The organism is Tateyamaria sp. (genome assembly GCF_039940735.1).
Classification (GTDB): domain Bacteria; phylum Pseudomonadota; class Alphaproteobacteria; order Rhodobacterales; family Rhodobacteraceae; genus Tateyamaria.
Genome location: NZ_JBDVGB010000074.1, coordinates 17,771 through 37,302, shown reverse-complemented (window position 1 = coordinate 37,302; position 19,532 = coordinate 17,771). Strand labels below are relative to the sequence as shown.

The following is a 19,532-nucleotide window of genomic DNA, read 5'->3' as shown; positions in this document are numbered from 1 at the left end:
GTCAGGCCAAACCATCCTGATCCAGCAGATGACGGCCCTGCCGGTCTTCCACCTCGATCACCCAAATGTCCGGATCAAACCCGCGTTGACGGGTGATCGCAGCATCAACGTCAGGTTCATCCCCGCCAGCCAATTCCGCCCAAACCCGCGTATCAGCCATCAAATCAAACGAACGCTGAAAAAGGGCAGCACGCCCATCCAACGTATTCAACTTGATTAGAACAGCGCCACCTGTGTCATCGCCATGAGCCACAACAAAACCAGGAATGTCCGCAAACCGCAGCCGCGCCAAATACGCATCCACCCAGAATCTTGAGGTCAGACGCGCCATAGCTTCATTGTTCCACAAATACTCACCCCGTAGGGGCGATCAGCCAAATTCTCAAACATTTCCATCTTTGAAGTTCAGCCCCATCTCGGAATAACGTTCGGCCTCTTCTTGCCATTTCTCGCGCACTTTAACCTGCAAGAACAGATGGACCTTGCGACCCAAAAACTCGGTCAACTCAACGCGTGAGGCTTGGCTGACGGACTTGATCGTCTCGCCTTTGTTGCCCAGCACAATGCCTTTGTGCCCATCACGGCTGACATAGATGATTTGATCCACGCGCGCCGAACCATCTTTGCGTTCTTCCCAATTCTCGGTCTCTACCGTCAATTGGTAAGGCAACTCCTGATGCAAACGCAAAGTCAGTTTTTCGCGGGTCATTTCGGCGGCGATCATACGCATCGGCAAATCAGCGATCTGATCTTCGGGATACAACCACGGGCCTGCAGGCACTTGTTCTGCAAGCCACTCTTTCAAAGTATCAACGCCGTGCCCCTTCTCAGCAGAGATCATAAACGTCTCGGCAAAATCATATTCCGCGTTCAGCTTTTCTGCCAATCCCAACAACACCGGCGCTTCAACTCGGTCGATCTTGTTGATCGCAAGCGCAATGGTGCGTCCTTTGCCAATGTCGGCCAGCCCTTCAAGAATGCGCGTCACGCCCTCACTCAGACCCCGATGCGCTTCGATCATCAACACAACCACATCTGCATCCGCAGCCCCACCCCACGCGGCGGCGACCATGGCGCGGTCGAGCCGGCGACGGGGTTGGAACAGGCCCGGCGTATCGACAAAAACGATCTGAGACTCACCCTCCATCGCAACACCTCGGATGCGGGCGCGGGTGGTTTGGACCTTATGCGTGACGATGCTGACCTTGGCCCCGACCATGCGGTTCAAAAGAGTGGATTTGCCCGCATTGGGCTCTCCGATCAGTGCAACGAAACCGGCGCGGGTGTTCATGTGTCTTGCTCCAATTGGGTCAGCAGCGCCTTGGCGGCGGCCTGTTGTGCCTCGCGTTTCGAACGGGTCGTGGCGCGTGCCACTTCTCCGGTATCAAGTTTGGCCTCGATTGTGAACTCGGGCGCGTGGTCAGGACCGGTGCGCGCCGTTTCGATATAGGCAGGTGGGGCAAGGCCGCGGGCCTGCGCCCATTCTTGTAAAGCGGTCTTGGCATCACGCGCATCTTCTTCGACCCGCCCAATGCGCGTGCCCCAAAGGCGGACGATCAGCGCGCGCGCTACGTCAAAACCAGCGTCCAGATAAACAGCGGCGATCACCGCTTCGACCGCATCGCCCAGCAGCGCCAGCTTGCGCCGCCCGCCAGACATCATTTCGGACCGCCCCAGCCGCAGCACATCCCCCAGCCCAATGTCACGCGCGACATCTGCACATGTTTCCTTGCGCACCAATGCATTGAACCGTGGCGCCAGCGTGCCCTCGGGGGCATCAACATCAGCAGCCAAAAGTGCCTCGGCCATCACAAGGCCAAGCACGCGGTCGCCAAGAAACTCAAGCCGTTGGTTGTCGCTGCGTGTGGCCGACGACATAGAGGCATGCGTGACCGCTTCGATCAACAGTTCGGGCTGGGTGAATTTATGCCCGATACGCACCTCAAAGGCCGCAAGATCCGCGCCCAGTTTCATAGCGACACCTTCGCAAAACGGCGCGACCGTTCAGCCATTTTGACCTTAGACATGTACATAACAGCACCAGCGTTTTCGAAGGGTTCAACCCCGACACCGTCCGCAATCCGATCCATCCAGTCAAACGTTCCTGCACGTCTTGCAAGCAAGAAAGGGCGTTCGCGCGTCAAGGTTACTTGATCCCCTTAAAGAACCGATCCGCGCGCCACGTCCAGAAAAACAGCATCGAGCGCCCGGCCGAAGAGAACACGATACGATCCGCACGACCGATCAGGTTTTCGTAAGGCACGAACCCAACGCCACCAGCCAATTGCGCCAAACGACTGTCAGACGAATTATCGCGGTTGTCTCCCATAAAGAAGTATTCGCCTTCCGGCACACGGAACACCGACGTGTTGTCAGAGGATTGCGTGCCCACGTTCAGAACCACATGGGTGGAACCACCGGGAAAGGTCTCAACAAAGCGGGATTTTGTGCATTCGCCACCCTGTCCAACAGCGCCGCTTTCGCAACGAGGTGTCAAACCTTGTGGCCCCTGCGGCTCAAAGGTCTCGACAAACTTTCCAGCAGGTTCTTGCGGGACGGGGGTGCCATTCAAAATCAGACCCCCATCCGTGACTTGCACTGTATCGCCGGGCAATCCAATCACCCGTTTGATGAAATCCGCGCCGGACACCGGATGACGGAAAACAACAACGTCACCACGTTCGGGTTCGCCTGCCAAAATGCGCGTGTTGTCACCGTCCAGAAAACCACACAACTTTTTCGCGTCCAAACCAACGACCGGGATCGATGGGCACGACGCGTAAGAATAGCCATAGGCCATCTTGTTCACGAACAAGAAATCCCCGATCAGCAAGGTTTCCTTCATCGATCCTGACGGGATCCAAAACGGTTGAAAGAACAAAGTCCGGAACACCCCTGCGATCAAAAGCGCATAGACGATGGTCTTGATGGTCTCGACCACACCGTTTTCTGGTTTATCTTTGGCGGCCATTGGGCGCTCCTGCTCGTGTCACGATTTGAAGGCTTCATGCGGGTGCACTGCTGGACTGTCAAGGCAAGCGGGGCAGAGGTTACGGCGCATTTGTCGCTATTATGGGTCGCGCTTCGATCACGACAAAGGCCTGCGCCCACGGATGGTCGTCCGTCAGAGTGACATGGATAATGGCCTCATGACCTTCGGGCGTCATGCCGGCCAACCGTTCAGCTGCCCAACCCGTAACATGCATGACAGGTTGACCCGTGGACATGTTACTAACGGCCATATCCTTCCACGAAATCCCCATGCGCAAGCCAGTGCCCAACGCTTTTGAACACGCTTCTTTGGCAGCCCAACGTTTGGCGTAGGTTCCCGGTGTGTCTGCACGCCGTTCGGCTTTGGATTGTTCGACGTCGGTGAAAACGCGATTGCGAAAGCGATCACCAAAGCGTTCAAGAGTGCCCGCTATACGTTCAATGTTGGCAAGATCAGTACCAATTCCCAAAATCATAGCCGGTGCTCCGAAAGGTTAGAAAGCAAAAAGCGCTCCATCACTCGCCCACTCCGTATGTGTTCAGGACCTCGGCGAGAACTGGCATAGTTTTGGATTGTTTGATCATCGCGCTGTCCTTGAGCACATCAGAAAACCACCCCACCGTTTCTATATTGTTGGGGGCTGTGACACCAACCCTGAACGCAAGTTCCGGGATGTAGATTTCGTTCCGCCTATATAATTTTGTCGCTTTATCAGGATAGGTTATGTCGCCTCTGATCGACAATCGGATCGCGTCGTATTTGCAGTCGCCAATTGATATTGCAGGGTTTTCGGACACCTCATATGTCAAATTCCCACTCCATTGTTTTTCGCCATCAGGATCACCCCAAGTGGTAAGTGCCGTGAAAGCAGTACCAGGGTCGACACCGTCCATTGGTGGCAGGGCCACGTCATAACGTGTTACTTTCTGACCCGTTCCGCTGGCGCGATGGGTGAACAAACTGAACAATCCACCATGGGAATAGCTGCTCCAAGCGTCTGGAAAAATCGCCGACGATTGCGAATGCCAGACAAGATCCCCCGAAACACGCCGCACGATGTGGGTTTGGGGCGCTGCCTTTGCACCTGTGGTGATGACGATTCCATCCTCAAGATCCGCAGCCGTTGGGCAAGCGATGGCAACGCCCGGTGCCACCGACAAAGCGACCAGTAAAACAAACCGCTTCAAAGCGCACACTCCAAGTCATAGACGACGATGCCCGCGCGCCCTCCCTCACAAAGCGCGACCAAGCGCGCGCCAAGCGCCACGTGCTCGGGATGCGCGGCATACCGAGACAAAGTAGCTGTGTCCGCCGCATCAAAGGTAAAACAAAAAGGGACGTCCGGCGACTTGTTTTCGAAGTCTAGGTTGGGACCAGCACAAAAGTTACCGCACCCGTCAAGTTTTTCCACCAACGCAGCTAGCTCACGCATGATCGGATCAAGAACATCCCTATCCGTATCCGGCAAAAGACGCAGCATCACACAGTGGCGAATCATAAAAGGGGCGTCCGTGCGTCGTCCATCAAGCGGCGCATTTCGCGGATCGCGGGTTCTAACCCCAAAAAGATCGCTTCGCCTATCAGGAAATGACCAATGTTCAATTCGACAACTTCAGGAAAAGCGGCAACAGGGGCGACGGTTTCATAGGTCAACCCGTGACCCACATGGACTTCAAGGCCAAGGCCGTGGGCGAATGTCGCCATCTCTCGCAAGGCCGTCAATTCACGGTCACGGTCGTCAAAACGCCCCTCGTGATGGGCGTCGCAATACGCGCCAGAATGCAACTCGATCACCTGCGCGCCAATGCGATGCGCGGCCTCGATCTGCCGAATGTCGGCGGCGATAAAGATCGACACACGGCACCCTGCATCCCTAAGCGGGGCAATGAAATGGGCCAGTCGGTTTTCCTCACGGGCGACCTCAAGACCACCTTCGGTCGTGCGTTCTTCGCGTTTTTCGGGGACGATGCAGACGGCGTGCGGTTGATGGCGCAGTGCGATCGCTTGCATTTCATCCGTCGCAGCCATTTCAAAATTAAGCGGGACGGTCAAAACGTCCATCAACCCTTCGATGTCTGCATCAGATATATGCCGGCGGTCTTCGCGCAAGTGCGCCGTGATACCATCCGCCCCCGCCGCCTGCGCAATTTGCGCCGCTCGCAAAGGGTCCGGCGTTTCGCCGCCGCGTGCGTTTCGCACGGTTGCCACATGGTCGATGTTCACGCCAAGGCGCAGGTTGCCGACAGGTGCGATCATGGCTTATTCCTTCGTTCCTTTGTTGCGGATCAACCTAGTACGCGCAGACCCATCTGAAAATGCAGGACACCCAGTTAAATTGTACCAATCAGGCGCGCGTCATAGCGTTTCAGGAAAATTGTTTACTCTCATGGCAAAGAAACCCGTGGTCATCTGGGACTTTGATCGAAAGTAGCTGCAACAAACAGCGTCAGTCCGATTTCTTCTTTCGGTCAATGGCTTTTGCCGCAGCCTTGGCCTTGATCGCTTCGAATTTGGCCTTGATCGCGCCCTTTCGCCGTTTTTGATAGGCGCGGATCAGTGGAACCGACAGGTAATAGCAAATCGTGGCGACGATAACGCCCGGAATGACTCCGCCGATCAAGTAGGGAAAGAAAATCTCGCGATAAAAGACACTTAGCCCGGTCCAATCCTGTGGCTCGCCCAACACCATATGCTTGAGGTTGAGCCAAAGATCACCGCTGGCATCGATAAATTTACCGCCAAATGAACGTTCGGTGCCCTCTTGCATTTCGGACCCCAACAAACGGTGACCCGTCTGGAGCGACACAAGACCGATAGGCACATATGTCAGCGGATTGCCAAAGAACGTCGCCATAAGTGCCGCCAAAATGTTGCCGCGCATGATGGTGGCAAAGAACGCCGCAAATACAAAATGGATGCCGTAAAATGGGGTGAAGGTCGTAAAAACACCCGCCCAAATGCCGCGCGCAATCTTTTCAGGTGTATCTGGCAGGCGGCGAACCCTATGTTTTATATAGTGAAACGCGCGCGCCCATCCTCCGCGCGGCCAGAGAAACTCAAACGCCGCACGTAACAATGGTTTTGGGTCGCGGCGCTTGAACACCAATGTTTTGCCTTCCTTATGCGGTCTAAGACGCTGTCGCCGACGTGTCCGTTTCGGACACAGACCGACGATAGCGCGCGACTGACGCAACATCACTTTCTGCTGCAAGCGCACTCATCAACGTATGAAGATGCTGTGCGTCTCGCAGTTCTACGTAAACCAGCAGACGATAAAAATCTGGTTTGCGATCTTTGAACACAAGGTCAGAGATATTGGCCTTACCTTCGCCAATCAATGTGCAAATTCGCCCTAACACACCTGCATCATTGCCGATCGTGACATCCAAAGTCGCACCGTAAACCGCGGCATGACTGCCGTCATGCCATCGCAGGTCCAGCCAGCGGTCGAGTTGGCTTTCGTAATCTGCCAATTGTTCGCAATCGATGGCATGCACAACCACACCTTCGCCCCGGAACGTGATGCCAACAATGCGTTCACCGGGTAGCGGTTCGCAACACGTGGCGCGTTGAAATTTTTGCCCCGGCAACAAGCCAATAACCGCACGGCGCGCATCCACAACTTTGCCCGGCTTTGCCTGCAAGTCGGGATAAATCGCCTGAACCACGTCGCGCCCTGTCAGTTCGGCGGACCCAAGCCGGGCCAGTACTTCGTCGGCGCTGCCGACGCGTAATTGTTTAGCCGCAGTTTCTAGCGCTTTGTCCGTCGCCTTCTTGTTCACATGCGCAAAGGCAGATCGGGCCAATTCGCGCCCCAATGTAATGAAACGTTCACGGTCTGCTTCGCGCAAGGACCGCCGGATCGCCGTCTTGGCCTTGCCGGTGGTCGCAATTTCCAACCATGTGGTTTGTGGGGTCTGTCCTTCGGCGGTGATGATTTCAACCGATTGACCATTCCTGACCCGCGTCCACAAAGGCACGCGCATTCCATCGACCTTAGCGCCAACACATGCGTTGCCTATACGAGTGTGGATGGCATAGGCAAAATCGATAGGTGTCGCCCCGCGCGGGAGTTTGACCACCTCACCTTTGGGTGTGAAACAAAAAACCTGATCGGAATACATCTCAAGTTTAACGGCTTCGAGGAAATCTTCGTGATCGTCCTCGCCGTCAAATTGTTCCGTCAGTTGTGCAATCCACTTGGCCGGATCAACCGCAAACGGGTTTTGGCTGCGCACCCCATCGCGATAGGACCAATGCGCCGCCACACCAGTTTCGGCCACATCGTGCATCTGATGCGTTCTGATTTGGACCTCGACGCGCTTGCCGTCGCGGCCCGATACAGTGGTGTGGATCGAACGGTACCCGTTGCTTTTGGGTTGGCTGATATAGTCCTTGAACCGCCCAGGCACCGCGCGCCAGCGTTGGTGGATCGCGCCAAGAGTGCGGTAACAATCTTCGTCTGACTGAGTGATGATTCTGAACCCATAAATGTCAGACAGGCGCGAAAAAGATTGGCCCTTTTCCTGCATCTTGCGCCAGATTGCATAAGGTTTTTTCGCACGGCCGAACACATCGGCCTCGATATCCACCTTTTCCATCTCAAGCCGCATGTCACCCGTAATGCTTTGGATCACGTCGCCAGTTTCGCGCTGCATGGAAATGAAACGGCGAATAATGGAAGACCGCGCATCGGGGTTTAGCACCTTGAAAGCTAGGTCTTCCAGTTCTTCACGCATCCATTGCATCCCCATGCGCCCGGCCAGCGGCGCAAAGATATCCATGGTTTCGCGGGCCTTTTGCTCCTGCTTGTCGGGGCGCATCGACCGGATGGTGCGCATATTGTGCAACCGATCACTCAGTTTGACCAAGATAACGCGCATGTCCTTGGACATCGCCATGAACAGCTTGCGAAAGTTTTCGGCTTGTTTGGTTTCGACCGACGACAATTGCAGGTTGGTCAGCTTCGTGACGCCATCCACCAACTTGGCCACTTCTTCGCCGAATTCTTCGGCGACGATAGAATAGTTGGCCTTGGTGTCTTCGATTGTGTCGTGCAACAGGGCGGTGATGATGGTTGCATCATCCAGCTGCTGCTCGGTCAGAATTGCGGCAACCGCAACGGGGTGGGTGAAATAAGGTTCGCCCGAGTGCCGGAACTGCCCGTCGTGCATCCGGCCGCCAAATTCATAGGCGGCGCGGATCAGCGCTTCGTTCGTTTTTGGATTATAGTTGCGGACCAGTTCGATTAGATCGTCGTCAGAGATCATGTGGTCCGAACCTGAAGTAAAGGGTTAACCCTGGCCTTGAGCGGCCATAAGTTGACGCAAAAGCATTTCTTCGGACATGCTGTCTTCTTCGGGCTTGTCATTCTCGGCACCCATAAGAAGCGCCATGGCGTCATCTTCGGCTTCGTCAACTTCGATCTGGTTCTGGTTGCTTTCGATCAGGCGCTCGCGCAGTTCGTCCGCGCTTTGCGTTTCGTCCGCGATTTCGCGCAAGGAAACAACAGGGTTCTTGTCGTTGTCACGATCCACAGTCACCGCCGAACCGGCCGAGATTTCGCGGGCGCGGTGCGCGGCCAACATGACCAATTCGAAACGGTTTGGAACCTTGTCAACGCAGTCTTCAACAGTCACGCGGGCCATGTGTGTGCTCCAGATCAGCAATCATAATTAGAAGGCGTGTATGTAGGGGCGATTGCGCAGAATGACAAGGCGCTATTGTAGGGGTGAAATCGCTTCAAGATCAGAGGGCGGCAAACCATCGCGCATTTCAACGACAGTGCGACGGGTCACGGGATGCACCCAGTCAGGGGCGACATCTGCCAAGGGCACCAAAACAAAGGCCCGTTCGTGCATGCGTGGATGGGGGAGAATCAATTGTTCAGGCGTCGACTCGCGTTGTTTTTCCGGCGCAAGGTCCATCCACGTACGCAAAGTGGCCATATTCGGCAGAATTTTATCGTCGGCAGCCAACAGGTCGATATCCACAACCCGTTCTCCCCACCGGCTAACGCGGCGGCGCCCCATCTGTGCTTCGATCTCGTGCATACGCATCAGCGTTTCGCCCAGCGCCCAGCTTACTTCAATCATCAGCGCAGCGTTCACAAAGTCAGCACCGATACCGACCGGCATGGCAGGCGTGGTGTAAAATGGGCTTTGGGCGCGAATCACTGCACCCGCACGCTCGAGCCCGATCACAGCTTGTTGAAGTGCCTCAATTGGCGTTCCAACCTCTGAAATCATGTTTGACCCTAGGGCAACTAGCAATTGTGATGTGCCTATGGGCGGTTTTCCCCCCCAATTTAGTGCATCTGTGTCTTGCGGCATATTTTAAATCGCCTATTTTCAGATCATCGCCTTGACCGAGATTTACTCACTCAACAAATACCTAAGGCGGTTACCGAATTTTCGGAAGGACCTTTTATGTTTTATAAAGACGAACGGCTTGCGCTGTTCATAGATGGATCAAACCTTTATGCCGCCGCTAAGGCGCTTGGGTTCGACATCGACTACAAGTTGCTACGCCAAGAATTCATGCGGCGTGGCAAATTACTTCGAGCATTCTACTATACAGCTTTGCTTGAGAACGACGAATATTCGCCCATCCGCCCTCTTGTGGACTGGCTGAATTACAATGGCTTCACCATGGTCACGAAACCGGCCAAGGAATACACCGACAGCATGGGTCGGCGTAAAGTCAAAGGCAACATGGACATCGAACTGGCGGTGGATGCGATGGAGTTGGCCTCACGGGTTGACCACATCGTGCTATTCTCCGGTGACGGTGATTTCCGACCGTTGCTTGAAAGCCTGCAACGTCAGGGTGTTCGGGTGTCGGTGGTATCTACCATCCGCAGTCAACCGCCTATGATTTCGGACGATTTGCGCCGTCAGGCCGACAACTTTATTGAACTTGATGAGTTAAAGGACGTAATCGGACGTCCGCCGCGCGAGTTAACGCCGGAACAAACTGAACGCATGCAAGCCGAAGGCTGAACAGCGATCCTCGGCGGGCTGGACCCGGCCCGCCGAACCCCTTACCTCTGGGACACGTGATACGCCCCGGAGACACCACATGCCCAATCCCCCCCTGACCCTTTATCTGGCTGCCCCTCGCGGGTTTTGTGCGGGCGTCGATCGCGCGATAAAAATCGTCGAGATGGCCATCGAAAAATGGGGTGCGCCCGTCTATGTGCGCCATGAAATCGTCCACAACAAATTTGTGGTTGATGGGCTGCGTGACAAAGGCGCCATCTTTGTCGAGGAATTATCCGAATGCCCCGACGATCGCCCCGTCATCTTTTCCGCCCACGGTGTACCGAAATCAGTGCCCGAAGCAGCCCAAGCGCGCAAAATGGTCTTTGTCGATGCGACGTGCCCATTGGTGTCCAAAGTCCACATCGAAGCGCAACGCCACGCCGATGCTGGTTTGCAGATGATTATGATTGGCCATGCAGGCCATCCCGAAACCGTTGGCACGATGGGTCAACTGCCCGAGGGCGATGTCCTGCTTGTCGAAACCGTCGAAGACGTGGCCCGTGTTCAGGTCCGCGATCCCGGCCGCCTTGCCTTTGTCACGCAGACCACGCTTTCGGTCGATGACACCGCAGACATTGTGTTGGCGTTAAATGCGCGCTTTCCGTCAATCGTCGGCCCACACAAAGAAGACATCTGCTATGCCACGACCAACCGACAAGAAGCGGTGAAAGCCATGGCACCCAAATGCGACGCCATGTTGGTCGTCGGTGCGCCAAACTCTTCGAACTCACGCCGCCTTGTCGAAGTGGGCGCGCGCGCAGGGTGTCGCTATTCGCAATTGGTGCAACGCGCCGCCGATATCGATTGGCGCAGCCTTGAAGGGATCACCTCTGTCGGGATCACTGCTGGTGCGTCAGCGCCCGAAGTATTGATCAACGAAGTGATCGACGCATTCGGCGCGCGCTTTGACATGTCCATCGAGATGGTTGAAACCGCGATCGAAAACGTCGAATTCAAAGTGCCGCGTGTGCTGCGTGAAACCGCCTAAAACCGCCCTTACCTTTCCAGCCGAAACCTTCGACATCGCAGACTTTGGCCAACCCGTACTGAACAATTTAGCATGAACAAAATCCCCCGCGCGCCCTTGATCCTTGGCCTTTTTGGTCTGATCCCCTTTTTTTGGGGGGCCGCGACGGTTTGGATCGACGATCTGGCCGCACTTGGCCTGCAATATATGGGGCCGCGCTTTATCGGGCCTTACGTGCAGCTGTTTTATGGGTCGATCATTTTGTCATTCATGTCCGGTGTGCTGTGGGGGTTTGCCACCAAGGCGACTGGCGCACAGGCCACGGCAGGCTATACCTTGGCTGTCCTTCCCGCGCTTTGGGCATTCTTTATGTCAGGCGGTGGCCCATCAAGCGCCGGGGTTAATTTGATCTTTGGCTTTCTCGGCGTGTTGCTACTGGATTTCGCCTTTAGCCGCTGGGGCCTAACCCCTGCGTGGTGGATGACGCTGCGCACCCTTCTTACGGCCATCGTTGTGGCCTGCCTAACCTTGACGGTGATATGATATGAGCGATGCTGAAACCCTGTCTGTCTATGCAGCAAAAGCAGCAGACTATGCCAAATTGACAAACGCAGAGACCGCAAGCCCGCACCTGTTACGCTTCATTTCCAAACTACCCGCTGGGGCGCGCGTGCTTGATTTGGGTTCTGGTCCCGGCTTTGCAGCAGGGGCGATGGCCGCGGCAGGTATGGACGCGCACGCTTGGGACCCTGTGTTGGAAATGATCGCAATGGCCGAACAGTACCAAGGCGTCACCGCGCGCCAAGCTGTCTACAGCGACCTCACCGAAATCGCGGCCTATGATGGCATTTGGTGCAACTTCTCGATGCTACATACACCGCTGGCGGATTGGCCTGACCACTTCACCGCCATTGCACGGGCTTTGAAACCCGGCGGGCTTTTGCACTTTGGCACCAAAGTCGGCACCGGTGAAAAACGTGACAGGATAGGGCGGCTTTATTCTTATATGACGCAGGAGGCGCTGTTGGCGTTGTTAAACCAGAAGGGATTTGAGGTGGATTACACGCACACAGGCGAAGACAAAGGACTGAGTGGCGAAATGGCGCGCTTCATCGTTTTGCAGGGCACTGCCCGTGGCTGAGTTGTTCGCATATACAGACGGCGCATGTTCAGGCAATCCCGGCCCAGGCGGATGGGGCGCATTGTTGCGTGCATCCGAAGGTGGTAAAATCATCAAACAACGTGAATTGAAGGGCGGCGAAGCGCTGACCACCAATAACAAGATGGAATTGATGGCGGCCATCTCGGCCCTTGAGGCACTTGACCGCGTCAGCACCATCACTGTTGTCACAGACAGCAACTACGTCAAAAACGGGATCACCAGCTGGATACATGGCTGGAAACGCAATGGCTGGAAGAACGCAGCCAAAAAGCCAGTAGCCAATGTCGAACTGTGGAAACGACTCGATGAGGCGCAGGCGCGCCACACGGTGACGTGGAAATGGGTCAAAGGGCATGCCGGTCACGCCGAAAATGAACACGCCGATGAATTGGCACGGGCCGGAATGGCCCCCTTCAAAGGCAAATGACGCGGGGTCACAACGCCTGAAACACTGCTGCAAGGGGTGGATTCCCCTTGTGAAAACTACAAATGTTACAGAATTTTACCATACTAATACATTGATACTAAATAATATAAAATAAAACGACCCTGTTTTCGATCACGCACACCGTTCATTTCCATGACTTCTTGTGACCGAACGGTCCCTTATTGTTACAGCCTCTCTCTGCTATCTTTATCCCAAGACGAACAACAACGCAGAGGAGAAAGAAAATGAAATTCGAAGCCAGCAAAACACCGCTTCTGATCGCAGCCATCGCCGCAGCCGTCACATTGACTTCTTTGACACAGGCCAACGCAGCGACGCTTGAAACGGGCACAAACGCCACAAACGTCCAACTGGTTGACCGCGGTTTCGCAGCCACCGGCACCTTCGACACGCTTGGCAAACAGAAGGGCGCGCCCAAGCGGTCCTTCGCCAAGAAGAAGACATACGAACCCAAGTATTCTTTCAGCAGGAAAAAAGTGCTTAGCAGACTGTTTTAAGACACACCGCTTCGCACTTTTAAAAACCTCATCCCAAGACGAACGACTTTGCACAGGAGAAAAACGATGAACTTCAAGGCAACAAAAACCCCGCTTTTGATCGCAGCTATGGCCGCCGCCGTGACACTGACCAGCATTGTTCCAGCCAGCGCAAGCACCGCTTGGATCAGCACTGGTGCAGAAAATGCGCAAGTTGTTGATGGCGACTTCGAAGTGATTAATGCCAACTTCAAATTCAAGAAGCACAAATCCTTCAAGTACAAAAAGTTCCACCACTCAAAGAAGTTCCACGGTCACAGCAAGTTCAAAAAGAAAAAGCACGTGTCCAAACATAGCTTGGTCAAGAAAAAGCTATACAAAAAGCTGTTCTAAAACGCAGCCCCGACCTTTTTTCACACGGTACGCGGCTTTGGGGAAACCCAGAGCCGTTTATCGTTTGCGCCAGTGCGTTGGAACAATGATCAGCGCCCCGATTGAAGACACGATAGCATTCAAACCAGAGCTGCCAAAACCGAACCCAAACATGAGCCGCACAAAAAAGAACAAAAACGCGCCGCCGATGCAGATGATAATCGACGGCAAAATTCCATTTTGGGTGAACCCTGACTTTTCGGCCAGATAGCCAACGATTCCTGCGATGACGACAGTGCCGATTAACGTGGGAAACATGGGTAATCCTTTACAGTTGGGTACCGCGTGGCATTGGATTACCGCGCAAAAACACATCCGCATCTTGCGCGCCTTTGCCTGCCCGTTGCAAGCGCATCAGCCGGACGGCGCCATTTTGGCAGGCCACAGTAAGCGCATCGTCCAACACTTCGCCAGGCATCCCTTGACCATCAGCAAGCTGCGATCCAAGCACTTTGACCCGCACGCCATCCGTTTCGAACCATGCGCCCGGAAAGGGGGACAAGCCGCGAATTTGGCGGTCAATGTCGATGGCGGGCCGTGTCCAATCAATCGCCGCCTCAGCTTTGTCGATCTTGTGGGCGTAGGTCACACCCTCTTGCGGTTGGGTCTTTGGCGTCAAGCTTGGCAATTTCTCAAGCGTGCCGACAATCAATTCGGCGCCGATCGCGGCAAGACGGTCATGCAATTGATCGGTTGTCTCATCCTGCCCAATCGGTGTGGCAGCGCGCGACAAAACGGGGCCTGTATCCAGCCCCGCCTCCATCTGCATGATGCACACACCTGTGTCCGCGTCCCCCGCCATGATTGCGCGATGGATCGGCGCGGCCCCCCGCCAACGCGGCAACAGACTGGCGTGGATATTGAGACACCCCAACTTCGGTGCATCCAATATCGCTTGCGGCAGGATCAACCCATAGGCGACAACCACGGCTATGTCTGCGCCAAGCGCTGCGAACTCTGCCTGCGCCTCGGTGTTGCGCAGTGAAACCGGGTGGCGCACCGGAATGCCAAGCCGTTCAGCGTAAGCTTGAACCGGGCTGGGTCGATCCTTTTTGCCCCGTCCCGCCGGACGGGGAGGTTGGGAATACGCACAAACAATTTCGTGCCCCGCAGCGTGCAGCGCATGCAAAGCCGAGACCGAAAAGTCGGGCGTGCCCATAAAAACGATGCGCATCTTACGTTACCTTCCGGGCGCGGCGCAGCAGCATGTCGCGCTTCACCCGCCCCAAATTGTCAAAATACATCCGCCCTGCCAAATGGTCGATTTGGTGCAAGACCGAACGCGCTTCAAGGTCCGTGAAATCGCGCCGGTCGATGACACCTTTGTCGTTCAAGAACCGCACAGCAACGGCCGTCGGCCGCGTGATGTCGGAATGTACACCGGGCAGACAGGGGCTTGCTTCGGTGCCTGCTTCAGTGTCGGCGTTTTGCGATAGAACCTCGGGATTGGCCAGTAAGATACGGCGCGTGCGGTCCGGGGTGATATCCACAACCGCAAGGCGCAGCATCACGCCAATCTGCGGCGCGGCAAGGCCCACGCCCTGCCCCGGCATCGCATCCATCGTGTCGACCATATCAGCCCAAATGGCGCGGATATCATCGGTGATCTCATCAACAGGGGCCGCAGGCGAACGCAAACGTTTGTCGGGCCAACGCAATATAGGACGGACGGCCATCAGGATTGCCCATTGTAGGTCGCAAGGATGTCTGCGCGCTGCGTCGCATCCACCCGATCAAGGGTCACGATGCCATCCAAATGATCCAGTTCGTGTTGGGCGCACAAAGCAGAAAAGCCTGTCAAATCAGCCTCGCGCATTGTGCCAGACAAGTCGGTCCACACCATGTGAACGCTTTCAGGGCGACTGACTTCAGCCTCGACGCCAGGAATCGAAAGGCAGCCTTCGGGACCGGTTGATATCGTATCACTGCGCGAAGTGATCTTTGGGTTAATGCAAATCATCGGATCGGCTGTGCCTTCTTTCCACGTAGCATCCATCACAAAAATACGCAGCATCGCCCCCACCTGAGGTGCGGCCAGCCCCCGACCCGGTGCCTCGTACATCGTTTCCAACATGTCCGCGGCCAGCACCTGAATATCGTCGGTGATCTCAGACACGGGTTCACACACCAAATTCAACCGCGCATCCGGCCATGTCAGGATCGTGCGCGTGCTCATGAACTTTCGCGGGCGATTTCACGCTTCATCTTGACCATCTTGCGAGTGATCATCTGACGTTTCAGAGGCTTTAGATAGTCGATGAACAGTTTCCCATCGAGATGGTCGATCTCGTGTTGAACGCATGTGGCCCAAAGGCCGTCCATGCCCTCCGATTGTTCATTTCCGTCGCGGTCCATCCAGCGCACTTGCACTTCGGCAGGGCGGGTGACGTCAGCGAATTGTTCTGGGATCGACAGGCACCCTTCCTCATAAACATTGATCTCGTCCGACGAGGCCACGATTTCAGGATTGAACATGATCAAAGGGCGCGATTTTTCATCATCTTTTTTGACGCAATCCAGCACGATCAAGCGGTGCAACAACCCCACCTGCGGCGCAGCCAACCCAATACCGGGTGCGGCATACATCGTTTCAAGCATATCGTCAGCCAGGCGACGCATGTCGTCGGACAAATCCACAACAGCTTCGGATAGCTTTTTCAAGCGCGGGTCGGGGTGTAAAATAATCGGTCGTTTCATGTTTCCGATGTAGGACAACAAAGCCAGACCCGCAATGTCCCCTTGCGCTTATGCGCGGCATTGCTAGCGTGACGACAAATACGTCCAAGGAGTGACCCCATGAGTTTTGACGACATCATCGACCGCCGCGACACCCACTGCTTGAAATGGGACATGATGGAAAAACTCTATGACGTGCCCCAAGACAAGGGTTTGGCGATGTGGGTTGCCGACATGGATTTTCGACCGCCGCAAGTGGTGCTTGATGCCGTACAGGCACAGGTTGATCACGGCGTTATGGGCTATTTTGGCGATGATAGTGCCTATCGCGCCGCGATTCAGTGGTGGATGCAGACGCGCCACGGCTGGTCGCTTGAAGCAGATCATATTTTTACCACGCACGGATTGGTCAACGGGACTGCGCTGTGTGTCGACACGTTTACCAAACCCGGTGATGGCGTGGTTGTGTTCACACCTGTGTATCACGCCTTTGCCAAGGTCATCAAAGCAAACGGGCGGCGCGTGGTGGAATGCGAAATGACGCAAGACAATGGGCGATACGAAATGGATTTCGACGCCTACGACGCCCAAATGGATGGGTCTGAACGGATGGTGATCCTTTGCTCTCCGCACAATCCGGGGGGGCGCGTCTGGTCACGTGCGGAATTGCAGGCCGTCGCGGCCTTTGCCAAACGCCACGAGTTGATCATTGTGTCCGACGAAATCCATCATGACCTTGTCATGCCCGGACACACCCACATCCCAATGACCGCAATCGAGGGGATCGAGGATCGTCTTGTGATGATGACCGCGACGACCAAGACCTTTAACATCGCCGGATCACACGCGGGCAACGTTATCATTGCCGACCCTGACCTGCGCGCAAAGTTTGCAGCGCGGATGATGGCATTGGGATTGTCACCAAATTCGTTCGGTTTGTTTATGGCAACAGCCGCCTATTCCCCCGAAGGGGCCACTTGGGTCGATGAACTGGTTGGTTATCTAGATGGCAACCGACAACTTTTTGACACGGCCATCAACGCCATTCCCGGTTTAAAATCCATGCCGCTGGACGCGACTTACCTAAGTTGGGTCAACTTTGAAGACACCGGCATGACGCGCGAAGAGTTCACACAGCGCGTTGAAAAAGACGCCTGCATCGCCGTCAATCATGGCCCGACATTCGGCAAGGGCGGTGACAGTTGGTTACGCTTTAACATTGCAACACCACGCGCACGGATAATCGAAGCGACAGAACGTCTGGCCGCAGCTTTCGGTGATCTACAGTAACATCGTCGGTCCAAAGCGATGGAGCCATTAGTGTGCGGCGATCAAGGCGGCAGGACTATCAATCCGCCGTTCAAAATCAATTGCTGGGGCGGTCGACACTGCTGTCAGGCGCTTGAATTCGAACTTCACTTCGTCGCCGTCCTTTTCGGAGGCGACGATCAAGCACTGAGACAAATGGATCGACCCGTCATACAAATCGACATAACCACGCAAAGTTGGGGCGATTTTAACATCAACAGCAAACCCCGTTTTCCACATGCGCAAGACAGGATAGGTTTTTCCATCCACTGACAAACGCAACCGAGACGCGGTTTTCAGCGCCTTTTTGCGCGCTTTATCAAGGCCGGCTTGCACCTCTTTCGGTACGAAGGTCGTCATAGCAATCGCTCCTGTTTCTCCACGGCTTAGGATGACGCTATTTTCGTTACTTTCCAGTGAATTCTGGCCAGTAAATTCCGGAAAACCTATCCTGCCCAGCGATGATGCGGCTTTAACATGCCTCTTCTTATGTGCGACCGCGCAGGGAACGTGCGCGCTTGCTTGGCTTTTCCCAAACTTGAACGCAAACTACTGCTTCCTTGACGCAAACGGAGGAATCTCAAATGGGCCTTTTGATCGACGGTGAGTGGCGCGACCAGTGGTACGATACAAAATCCACAGGCGGTTCGTTTCAGCGCAAAGAAGCGCAGTTTCGCAATTGGATCACCGCGGATGGCAGTGCCGGCCCCACAGGGACTGACGGGTTCAAGGCCGAAAGTGGGCGATATCACTTGTACATTTCTCATGCCTGTCCATGGGCACATCGCGCGTTAATCTTTCGCACGCTCAAAGGTCTGACGGATCACATTGACGTCTCGGCAGTCCATCCCGACATGTTAACCGAAGGTTGGACATTCGAAACGGATGCCTATGGCGCAACTGGGGATTCACTGTTTGGCCTGCCCTTTGCCCGAGATATTTATACCCGTGCAGACCCCAAGTTTACCGGGCGCGTCACTGTTCCGATCCTATGGGACAAAACGCGTGGCACGATCGTCAGCAATGAAAGTTCCGAAATCATCCGCATGTTCAATTCGGCCTTTGACGGGGTCACGGGCAATACGGACGACTATTGGCCCAAGGCCCTGCGCGATGCGATCGCACCCGTGAATGACCGCATCTATGACACCTTCAATAACGGTGTGTACAAATCGGGTTTTGCGACAACGCAAAAGGCCTATGACGCCGCCGTGCATCCGTTGTTTGACACAATGGATTGGTTGGATGCGCGCCTATCAGATCATCGGTATCTGATGGGCGATCAGCTCACCGAGGCAGACTGGCGGCTGTTCACAACTTTGGTCAGGTTTGACGCGGTTTACCACCTACACTTCAAATGCAATCGTAAGCGGCTGATGGATTACGTTCACCTTTGGGCTTACACACGCGAACTATACCAATGGCCCGGCGTCGCAGAGACGGTCAACATGGACCATATCGTACGCCACTATCACTACAGTCACGAAAGCATCAATCCGCACCGAATCGTACCGATCAACCCAACCATCGATTTCATGGCTCCGCACATGCGCGATCAGTGATCGCCATAGTGCGCGACCATGGCAGCAAGGTCTTCGGGCGGGGTTCCGGCGGGCAGGAAAGCGCACGCATTGCTTGCGTGGTTGAATATTGATCCGTCAGAGAAGAACGTCGTGTCAGTGACAAAAATCACCCGAGCATCAGGGTGCCGATAACTTGCGAAATCAGCCACAGCCAATGCGCTGCCCTGTTTTAGTACGAGATCAAGAACAATAATGTCCGTCTGGTTTTCAGCCAAGTACAACACCGCGCTTTCCTGATCTTCGGCCTGGGCCACAACGTAGCCTTGGCGCTCTAGGTGGCGCGTCCAAATCAAAGCCAAATCGGGGCGACTTTCTACAATCAAAACGTTCATTGTCGCTCCAAAAAACCGTTACATACACAACTATTGATAGGTACTTGTCGCTCAATCCGTTAACAAAACCTTAACGGCATGGTAAATAAGTTAATCAAAACGGTTCGGCTTGC

The 19,532-nt window shown here is 54.9% G+C and carries 29 protein-coding genes; 9 read left to right on the top strand and 20 right to left on the bottom strand.

The features are described 5' to 3' along the window. Nucleotide 1: 1 nt before the first annotated feature. The 13 genes from ABJF76_RS16165 to folK all read right to left on the bottom strand — a co-directional run bounded on the left by ABJF76_RS16165 (nucleotide 2) and on the right by folK (nucleotide 9,324). Nucleotides 2-331, bottom strand: coding sequence for a DUF1491 family protein (locus ABJF76_RS16165; RefSeq protein WP_413820492.1), 330 nt, complete (start codon nucleotides 329-331; stop codon nucleotides 2-4). A 51-nt stretch (nucleotides 332-382) separates the two neighbouring features. Then, nucleotides 383-1,291 carry a GTPase Era gene (gene era, locus ABJF76_RS16160; protein ID WP_413820448.1) on the bottom strand — a complete coding sequence of 303 codons (909 nt, stop codon included), beginning with the start codon at nucleotides 1,289-1,291 and terminating at the stop codon, nucleotides 383-385. Further along, nucleotides 1,288-1,974 carry a ribonuclease III gene (gene rnc, locus ABJF76_RS16155; RefSeq protein ID WP_413822615.1) on the bottom strand — a complete coding sequence of 229 codons (687 nt, stop codon included), beginning with the start codon at nucleotides 1,972-1,974 and terminating at the stop codon, nucleotides 1,288-1,290. Before rnc ends, era begins: the two co-directional genes overlap by 4 nt. Beyond that, on the bottom strand, nucleotides 1,971-2,144 hold the full coding sequence (locus tag ABJF76_RS16150; protein ID WP_413820446.1) for a hypothetical protein: 174 nt from the start codon (nucleotides 2,142-2,144) through the stop codon (nucleotides 1,971-1,973). The genes rnc and ABJF76_RS16150 overlap by 4 nt, the downstream gene beginning before the upstream one ends. A 2-nt stretch (nucleotides 2,145-2,146) precedes the next feature. Beyond that, entirely contained in the window at nucleotides 2,147-2,971 is an 825-nt protein-coding gene (gene lepB, locus ABJF76_RS16145) for a signal peptidase I (RefSeq protein ID WP_413820445.1), read from the bottom strand. Nucleotides 2,972-3,050: 79 nt separating this feature from the next. Then, nucleotides 3,051-3,467, bottom strand: coding sequence for a holo-ACP synthase (acpS, locus tag ABJF76_RS16140; RefSeq protein ID WP_413820444.1), 417 nt, complete (start codon nucleotides 3,465-3,467; stop codon nucleotides 3,051-3,053). 40 nt (nucleotides 3,468-3,507) lie between these two features. Next, on the bottom strand, nucleotides 3,508-4,179 hold the full coding sequence (locus tag ABJF76_RS16135; protein WP_413820443.1) for a hypothetical protein: 672 nt from the start codon (nucleotides 4,177-4,179) through the stop codon (nucleotides 3,508-3,510). Beyond that, entirely contained in the window at nucleotides 4,176-4,490 is a 315-nt protein-coding gene (locus ABJF76_RS16130) for a Dabb family protein (RefSeq protein ID WP_413820442.1), read from the bottom strand. Before ABJF76_RS16130 ends, ABJF76_RS16135 begins: the two co-directional genes overlap by 4 nt. Continuing rightward, nucleotides 4,487-5,248: a pyridoxine 5'-phosphate synthase gene (locus ABJF76_RS16125; protein ID WP_413820441.1), complete on the bottom strand. Its 762-nt coding sequence runs from the start codon at nucleotides 5,246-5,248 to the stop codon at nucleotides 4,487-4,489. Before ABJF76_RS16125 ends, ABJF76_RS16130 begins: the two co-directional genes overlap by 4 nt. A 190-nt stretch (nucleotides 5,249-5,438) precedes the next feature. Beyond that, nucleotides 5,439-6,098, bottom strand: coding sequence for a DUF2062 domain-containing protein (locus tag ABJF76_RS16120; protein ID WP_413820440.1), 660 nt, complete (start codon nucleotides 6,096-6,098; stop codon nucleotides 5,439-5,441). A gap of 22 nt (nucleotides 6,099-6,120) precedes the next feature. Then, the gene (locus ABJF76_RS16115) at nucleotides 6,121-8,262 is read right to left on the bottom strand and encodes a RelA/SpoT family protein (protein ID WP_413820439.1); all 2,142 of its coding nucleotides are present in this window, start codon (nucleotides 8,260-8,262) and stop codon (nucleotides 6,121-6,123) included. A gap of 24 nt (nucleotides 8,263-8,286) precedes the next feature. Further along, nucleotides 8,287-8,640 (bottom strand): DNA-directed RNA polymerase subunit omega, encoded by a 354-nt coding sequence (rpoZ, locus tag ABJF76_RS16110; protein WP_413820438.1) that lies wholly within the window; start codon nucleotides 8,638-8,640, stop codon nucleotides 8,287-8,289. Nucleotides 8,641-8,712: 72 nt separating this feature from the next. Further along, nucleotides 8,713-9,324 (bottom strand): 2-amino-4-hydroxy-6-hydroxymethyldihydropteridine diphosphokinase, encoded by a 612-nt coding sequence (gene folK / locus ABJF76_RS16105; RefSeq protein WP_413820437.1) that lies wholly within the window; start codon nucleotides 9,322-9,324, stop codon nucleotides 8,713-8,715. Between the two features lie 96 nt (nucleotides 9,325-9,420). Here folK and ABJF76_RS16100 point away from each other — a divergent pair, with 96 nt between their 5' ends. The 7 genes from ABJF76_RS16100 to ABJF76_RS16070 all read left to right on the top strand — a co-directional run bounded on the left by ABJF76_RS16100 (nucleotide 9,421) and on the right by ABJF76_RS16070 (nucleotide 13,481). Then, entirely contained in the window at nucleotides 9,421-9,993 is a 573-nt protein-coding gene (locus tag ABJF76_RS16100; RefSeq protein ID WP_413820436.1) for an NYN domain-containing protein, read from the top strand. A gap of 79 nt (nucleotides 9,994-10,072) precedes the next feature. Then, on the top strand, nucleotides 10,073-11,023 hold the full coding sequence (ispH, locus tag ABJF76_RS16095; protein ID WP_413820435.1) for a 4-hydroxy-3-methylbut-2-enyl diphosphate reductase: 951 nt from the start codon (nucleotides 10,073-10,075) through the stop codon (nucleotides 11,021-11,023). Nucleotides 11,024-11,095: 72 nt separating this feature from the next. Next, on the top strand, nucleotides 11,096-11,545 hold the full coding sequence (locus ABJF76_RS16090; RefSeq protein WP_413820434.1) for a DUF3429 domain-containing protein: 450 nt from the start codon (nucleotides 11,096-11,098) through the stop codon (nucleotides 11,543-11,545). A 1-nt stretch (nucleotide 11,546) separates the two neighbouring features. After that, entirely contained in the window at nucleotides 11,547-12,143 is a 597-nt protein-coding gene (locus ABJF76_RS16085) for a methyltransferase domain-containing protein (protein ID WP_413820433.1), read from the top strand. Continuing rightward, on the top strand, nucleotides 12,136-12,591 hold the full coding sequence (rnhA, locus tag ABJF76_RS16080) for a ribonuclease HI (RefSeq protein ID WP_413820432.1): 456 nt from the start codon (nucleotides 12,136-12,138) through the stop codon (nucleotides 12,589-12,591). Before ABJF76_RS16085 ends, rnhA begins: the two co-directional genes overlap by 8 nt. 245 nt (nucleotides 12,592-12,836) lie before the next feature. Next, entirely contained in the window at nucleotides 12,837-13,109 is a 273-nt protein-coding gene (locus ABJF76_RS16075) for a hypothetical protein (RefSeq protein ID WP_413820431.1), read from the top strand. A gap of 66 nt (nucleotides 13,110-13,175) precedes the next feature. Next, nucleotides 13,176-13,481, top strand: a complete 306-nt coding sequence (locus ABJF76_RS16070) for a hypothetical protein (RefSeq protein WP_413820430.1) — start codon at nucleotides 13,176-13,178, stop codon at nucleotides 13,479-13,481. A gap of 57 nt (nucleotides 13,482-13,538) precedes the next feature. Here the strand turns inward: ABJF76_RS16070 and ABJF76_RS16065 are convergent, their stop codons facing one another. The 5 genes from ABJF76_RS16065 to def (ABJF76_RS16045) are packed head-to-tail and all read right to left on the bottom strand — an operon-like array spanning nucleotide 13,539 to nucleotide 16,217. Beyond that, nucleotides 13,539-13,778, bottom strand: a complete 240-nt coding sequence (locus tag ABJF76_RS16065; RefSeq protein ID WP_413820429.1) for a hypothetical protein — start codon at nucleotides 13,776-13,778, stop codon at nucleotides 13,539-13,541. A gap of 10 nt (nucleotides 13,779-13,788) precedes the next feature. Next, the gene (fmt, locus tag ABJF76_RS16060) at nucleotides 13,789-14,694 is read right to left on the bottom strand and encodes a methionyl-tRNA formyltransferase (protein ID WP_413820428.1); all 906 of its coding nucleotides are present in this window, start codon (nucleotides 14,692-14,694) and stop codon (nucleotides 13,789-13,791) included. 1 nt (nucleotide 14,695) lies between these two features. Further along, a complete protein-coding gene (gene def, locus ABJF76_RS16055) occupies nucleotides 14,696-15,196 on the bottom strand; it encodes a peptide deformylase (RefSeq protein ID WP_413820427.1) in 501 nt (166 codons plus the stop codon). Further along, entirely contained in the window at nucleotides 15,196-15,696 is a 501-nt protein-coding gene (gene def, locus ABJF76_RS16050) for a peptide deformylase (RefSeq protein ID WP_413820426.1), read from the bottom strand. Before def (ABJF76_RS16050) ends, def (ABJF76_RS16055) begins: the two co-directional genes overlap by 1 nt. Continuing rightward, nucleotides 15,693-16,217, bottom strand: coding sequence for a peptide deformylase (gene def, locus ABJF76_RS16045; protein WP_413820425.1), 525 nt, complete (start codon nucleotides 16,215-16,217; stop codon nucleotides 15,693-15,695). Before def (ABJF76_RS16045) ends, def (ABJF76_RS16050) begins: the two co-directional genes overlap by 4 nt. Before the next feature lie 99 nt (nucleotides 16,218-16,316). Between def (ABJF76_RS16045) and ABJF76_RS16040 the strand changes: the two genes are divergently transcribed. Then, nucleotides 16,317-17,486, top strand: coding sequence for a MalY/PatB family protein (locus ABJF76_RS16040; protein ID WP_413820424.1), 1,170 nt, complete (start codon nucleotides 16,317-16,319; stop codon nucleotides 17,484-17,486). 27 nt (nucleotides 17,487-17,513) lie between these two features. Here the strand turns inward: ABJF76_RS16040 and ABJF76_RS16035 are convergent, their stop codons facing one another. Beyond that, nucleotides 17,514-17,864, bottom strand: a complete 351-nt coding sequence (locus tag ABJF76_RS16035) for a hypothetical protein (protein WP_413820423.1) — start codon at nucleotides 17,862-17,864, stop codon at nucleotides 17,514-17,516. 224 nt (nucleotides 17,865-18,088) lie between these two features. Here ABJF76_RS16035 and ABJF76_RS16030 point away from each other — a divergent pair, with 224 nt between their 5' ends. Continuing rightward, on the top strand, nucleotides 18,089-19,066 hold the full coding sequence (locus tag ABJF76_RS16030) for a glutathione S-transferase family protein (RefSeq protein ID WP_413820422.1): 978 nt from the start codon (nucleotides 18,089-18,091) through the stop codon (nucleotides 19,064-19,066). Here the strand turns inward: ABJF76_RS16030 and ABJF76_RS16025 are convergent. After that, a complete protein-coding gene (locus tag ABJF76_RS16025) occupies nucleotides 19,060-19,419 on the bottom strand; it encodes a response regulator transcription factor (RefSeq protein WP_413820421.1) in 360 nt (119 codons plus the stop codon). The two genes, ABJF76_RS16030 and ABJF76_RS16025, sit on opposite strands and share 7 nt — an antisense overlap. Between the last annotated feature and the right edge of the window lie 113 nt (nucleotides 19,420-19,532).

What these genes read in the sequence shown, in the direction of transcription:
- ABJF76_RS16165 (WP_413820492.1), bottom strand. Translation starts at nt 331, where the DNA reads ATGGCGCGTCTGACCTCAAGATTCTGGGTGGATGCGTATTTGGCGCGG.
- era (WP_413820448.1), bottom strand. Translation starts at nt 1,291, where the DNA reads ATGAACACCCGCGCCGGTTTCGTTGCACTGATCGGAGAGCCCAATGCG.
- rnc (WP_413822615.1), bottom strand. Translation starts at nt 1,974, where the DNA reads ATGAAACTGGGCGCGGATCTTGCGGCCTTTGAGGTGCGTATCGGGCAT.
- lepB (WP_413820445.1), bottom strand. Translation starts at nt 2,971, where the DNA reads ATGGCCGCCAAAGATAAACCAGAAAACGGTGTGGTCGAGACCATCAAG.
- acpS (WP_413820444.1), bottom strand. Translation starts at nt 3,467, where the DNA reads ATGATTTTGGGAATTGGTACTGATCTTGCCAACATTGAACGTATAGCG.
- ABJF76_RS16130 (WP_413820442.1), bottom strand. Translation starts at nt 4,490, where the DNA reads ATGATTCGCCACTGTGTGATGCTGCGTCTTTTGCCGGATACGGATAGG.
- ABJF76_RS16125 (WP_413820441.1), bottom strand. Translation starts at nt 5,248, where the DNA reads ATGATCGCACCTGTCGGCAACCTGCGCCTTGGCGTGAACATCGACCAT.
- ABJF76_RS16115 (WP_413820439.1), bottom strand. Translation starts at nt 8,262, where the DNA reads ATGATCTCTGACGACGATCTAATCGAACTGGTCCGCAACTATAATCCA.
- rpoZ (WP_413820438.1), bottom strand. Translation starts at nt 8,640, where the DNA reads ATGGCCCGCGTGACTGTTGAAGACTGCGTTGACAAGGTTCCAAACCGT.
- folK (WP_413820437.1), bottom strand. Translation starts at nt 9,324, where the DNA reads ATGCCGCAAGACACAGATGCACTAAATTGGGGGGGAAAACCGCCCATA.
- ABJF76_RS16100 (WP_413820436.1), top strand. Translation starts at nt 9,421, where the DNA reads ATGTTTTATAAAGACGAACGGCTTGCGCTGTTCATAGATGGATCAAAC.
- ispH (WP_413820435.1), top strand. Translation starts at nt 10,073, where the DNA reads ATGCCCAATCCCCCCCTGACCCTTTATCTGGCTGCCCCTCGCGGGTTT.
- ABJF76_RS16090 (WP_413820434.1), top strand. Translation starts at nt 11,096, where the DNA reads ATGAACAAAATCCCCCGCGCGCCCTTGATCCTTGGCCTTTTTGGTCTG.
- ABJF76_RS16085 (WP_413820433.1), top strand. Translation starts at nt 11,547, where the DNA reads ATGAGCGATGCTGAAACCCTGTCTGTCTATGCAGCAAAAGCAGCAGAC.
- ABJF76_RS16075 (WP_413820431.1), top strand. Translation starts at nt 12,837, where the DNA reads ATGAAATTCGAAGCCAGCAAAACACCGCTTCTGATCGCAGCCATCGCC.
- ABJF76_RS16070 (WP_413820430.1), top strand. Translation starts at nt 13,176, where the DNA reads ATGAACTTCAAGGCAACAAAAACCCCGCTTTTGATCGCAGCTATGGCC.
- ABJF76_RS16065 (WP_413820429.1), bottom strand. Translation starts at nt 13,778, where the DNA reads ATGTTTCCCACGTTAATCGGCACTGTCGTCATCGCAGGAATCGTTGGC.
- fmt (WP_413820428.1), bottom strand. Translation starts at nt 14,694, where the DNA reads ATGCGCATCGTTTTTATGGGCACGCCCGACTTTTCGGTCTCGGCTTTG.
- def (WP_413820427.1), bottom strand. Translation starts at nt 15,196, where the DNA reads ATGGCCGTCCGTCCTATATTGCGTTGGCCCGACAAACGTTTGCGTTCG.
- def (WP_413820426.1), bottom strand. Translation starts at nt 15,696, where the DNA reads ATGAGCACGCGCACGATCCTGACATGGCCGGATGCGCGGTTGAATTTG.
- def (WP_413820425.1), bottom strand. Translation starts at nt 16,217, where the DNA reads ATGAAACGACCGATTATTTTACACCCCGACCCGCGCTTGAAAAAGCTA.
- ABJF76_RS16040 (WP_413820424.1), top strand. Translation starts at nt 16,317, where the DNA reads ATGAGTTTTGACGACATCATCGACCGCCGCGACACCCACTGCTTGAAA.
- ABJF76_RS16035 (WP_413820423.1), bottom strand. Translation starts at nt 17,864, where the DNA reads ATGACGACCTTCGTACCGAAAGAGGTGCAAGCCGGCCTTGATAAAGCG.
- ABJF76_RS16030 (WP_413820422.1), top strand. Translation starts at nt 18,089, where the DNA reads ATGGGCCTTTTGATCGACGGTGAGTGGCGCGACCAGTGGTACGATACA.
- ABJF76_RS16025 (WP_413820421.1), bottom strand. Translation starts at nt 19,419, where the DNA reads ATGAACGTTTTGATTGTAGAAAGTCGCCCCGATTTGGCTTTGATTTGG.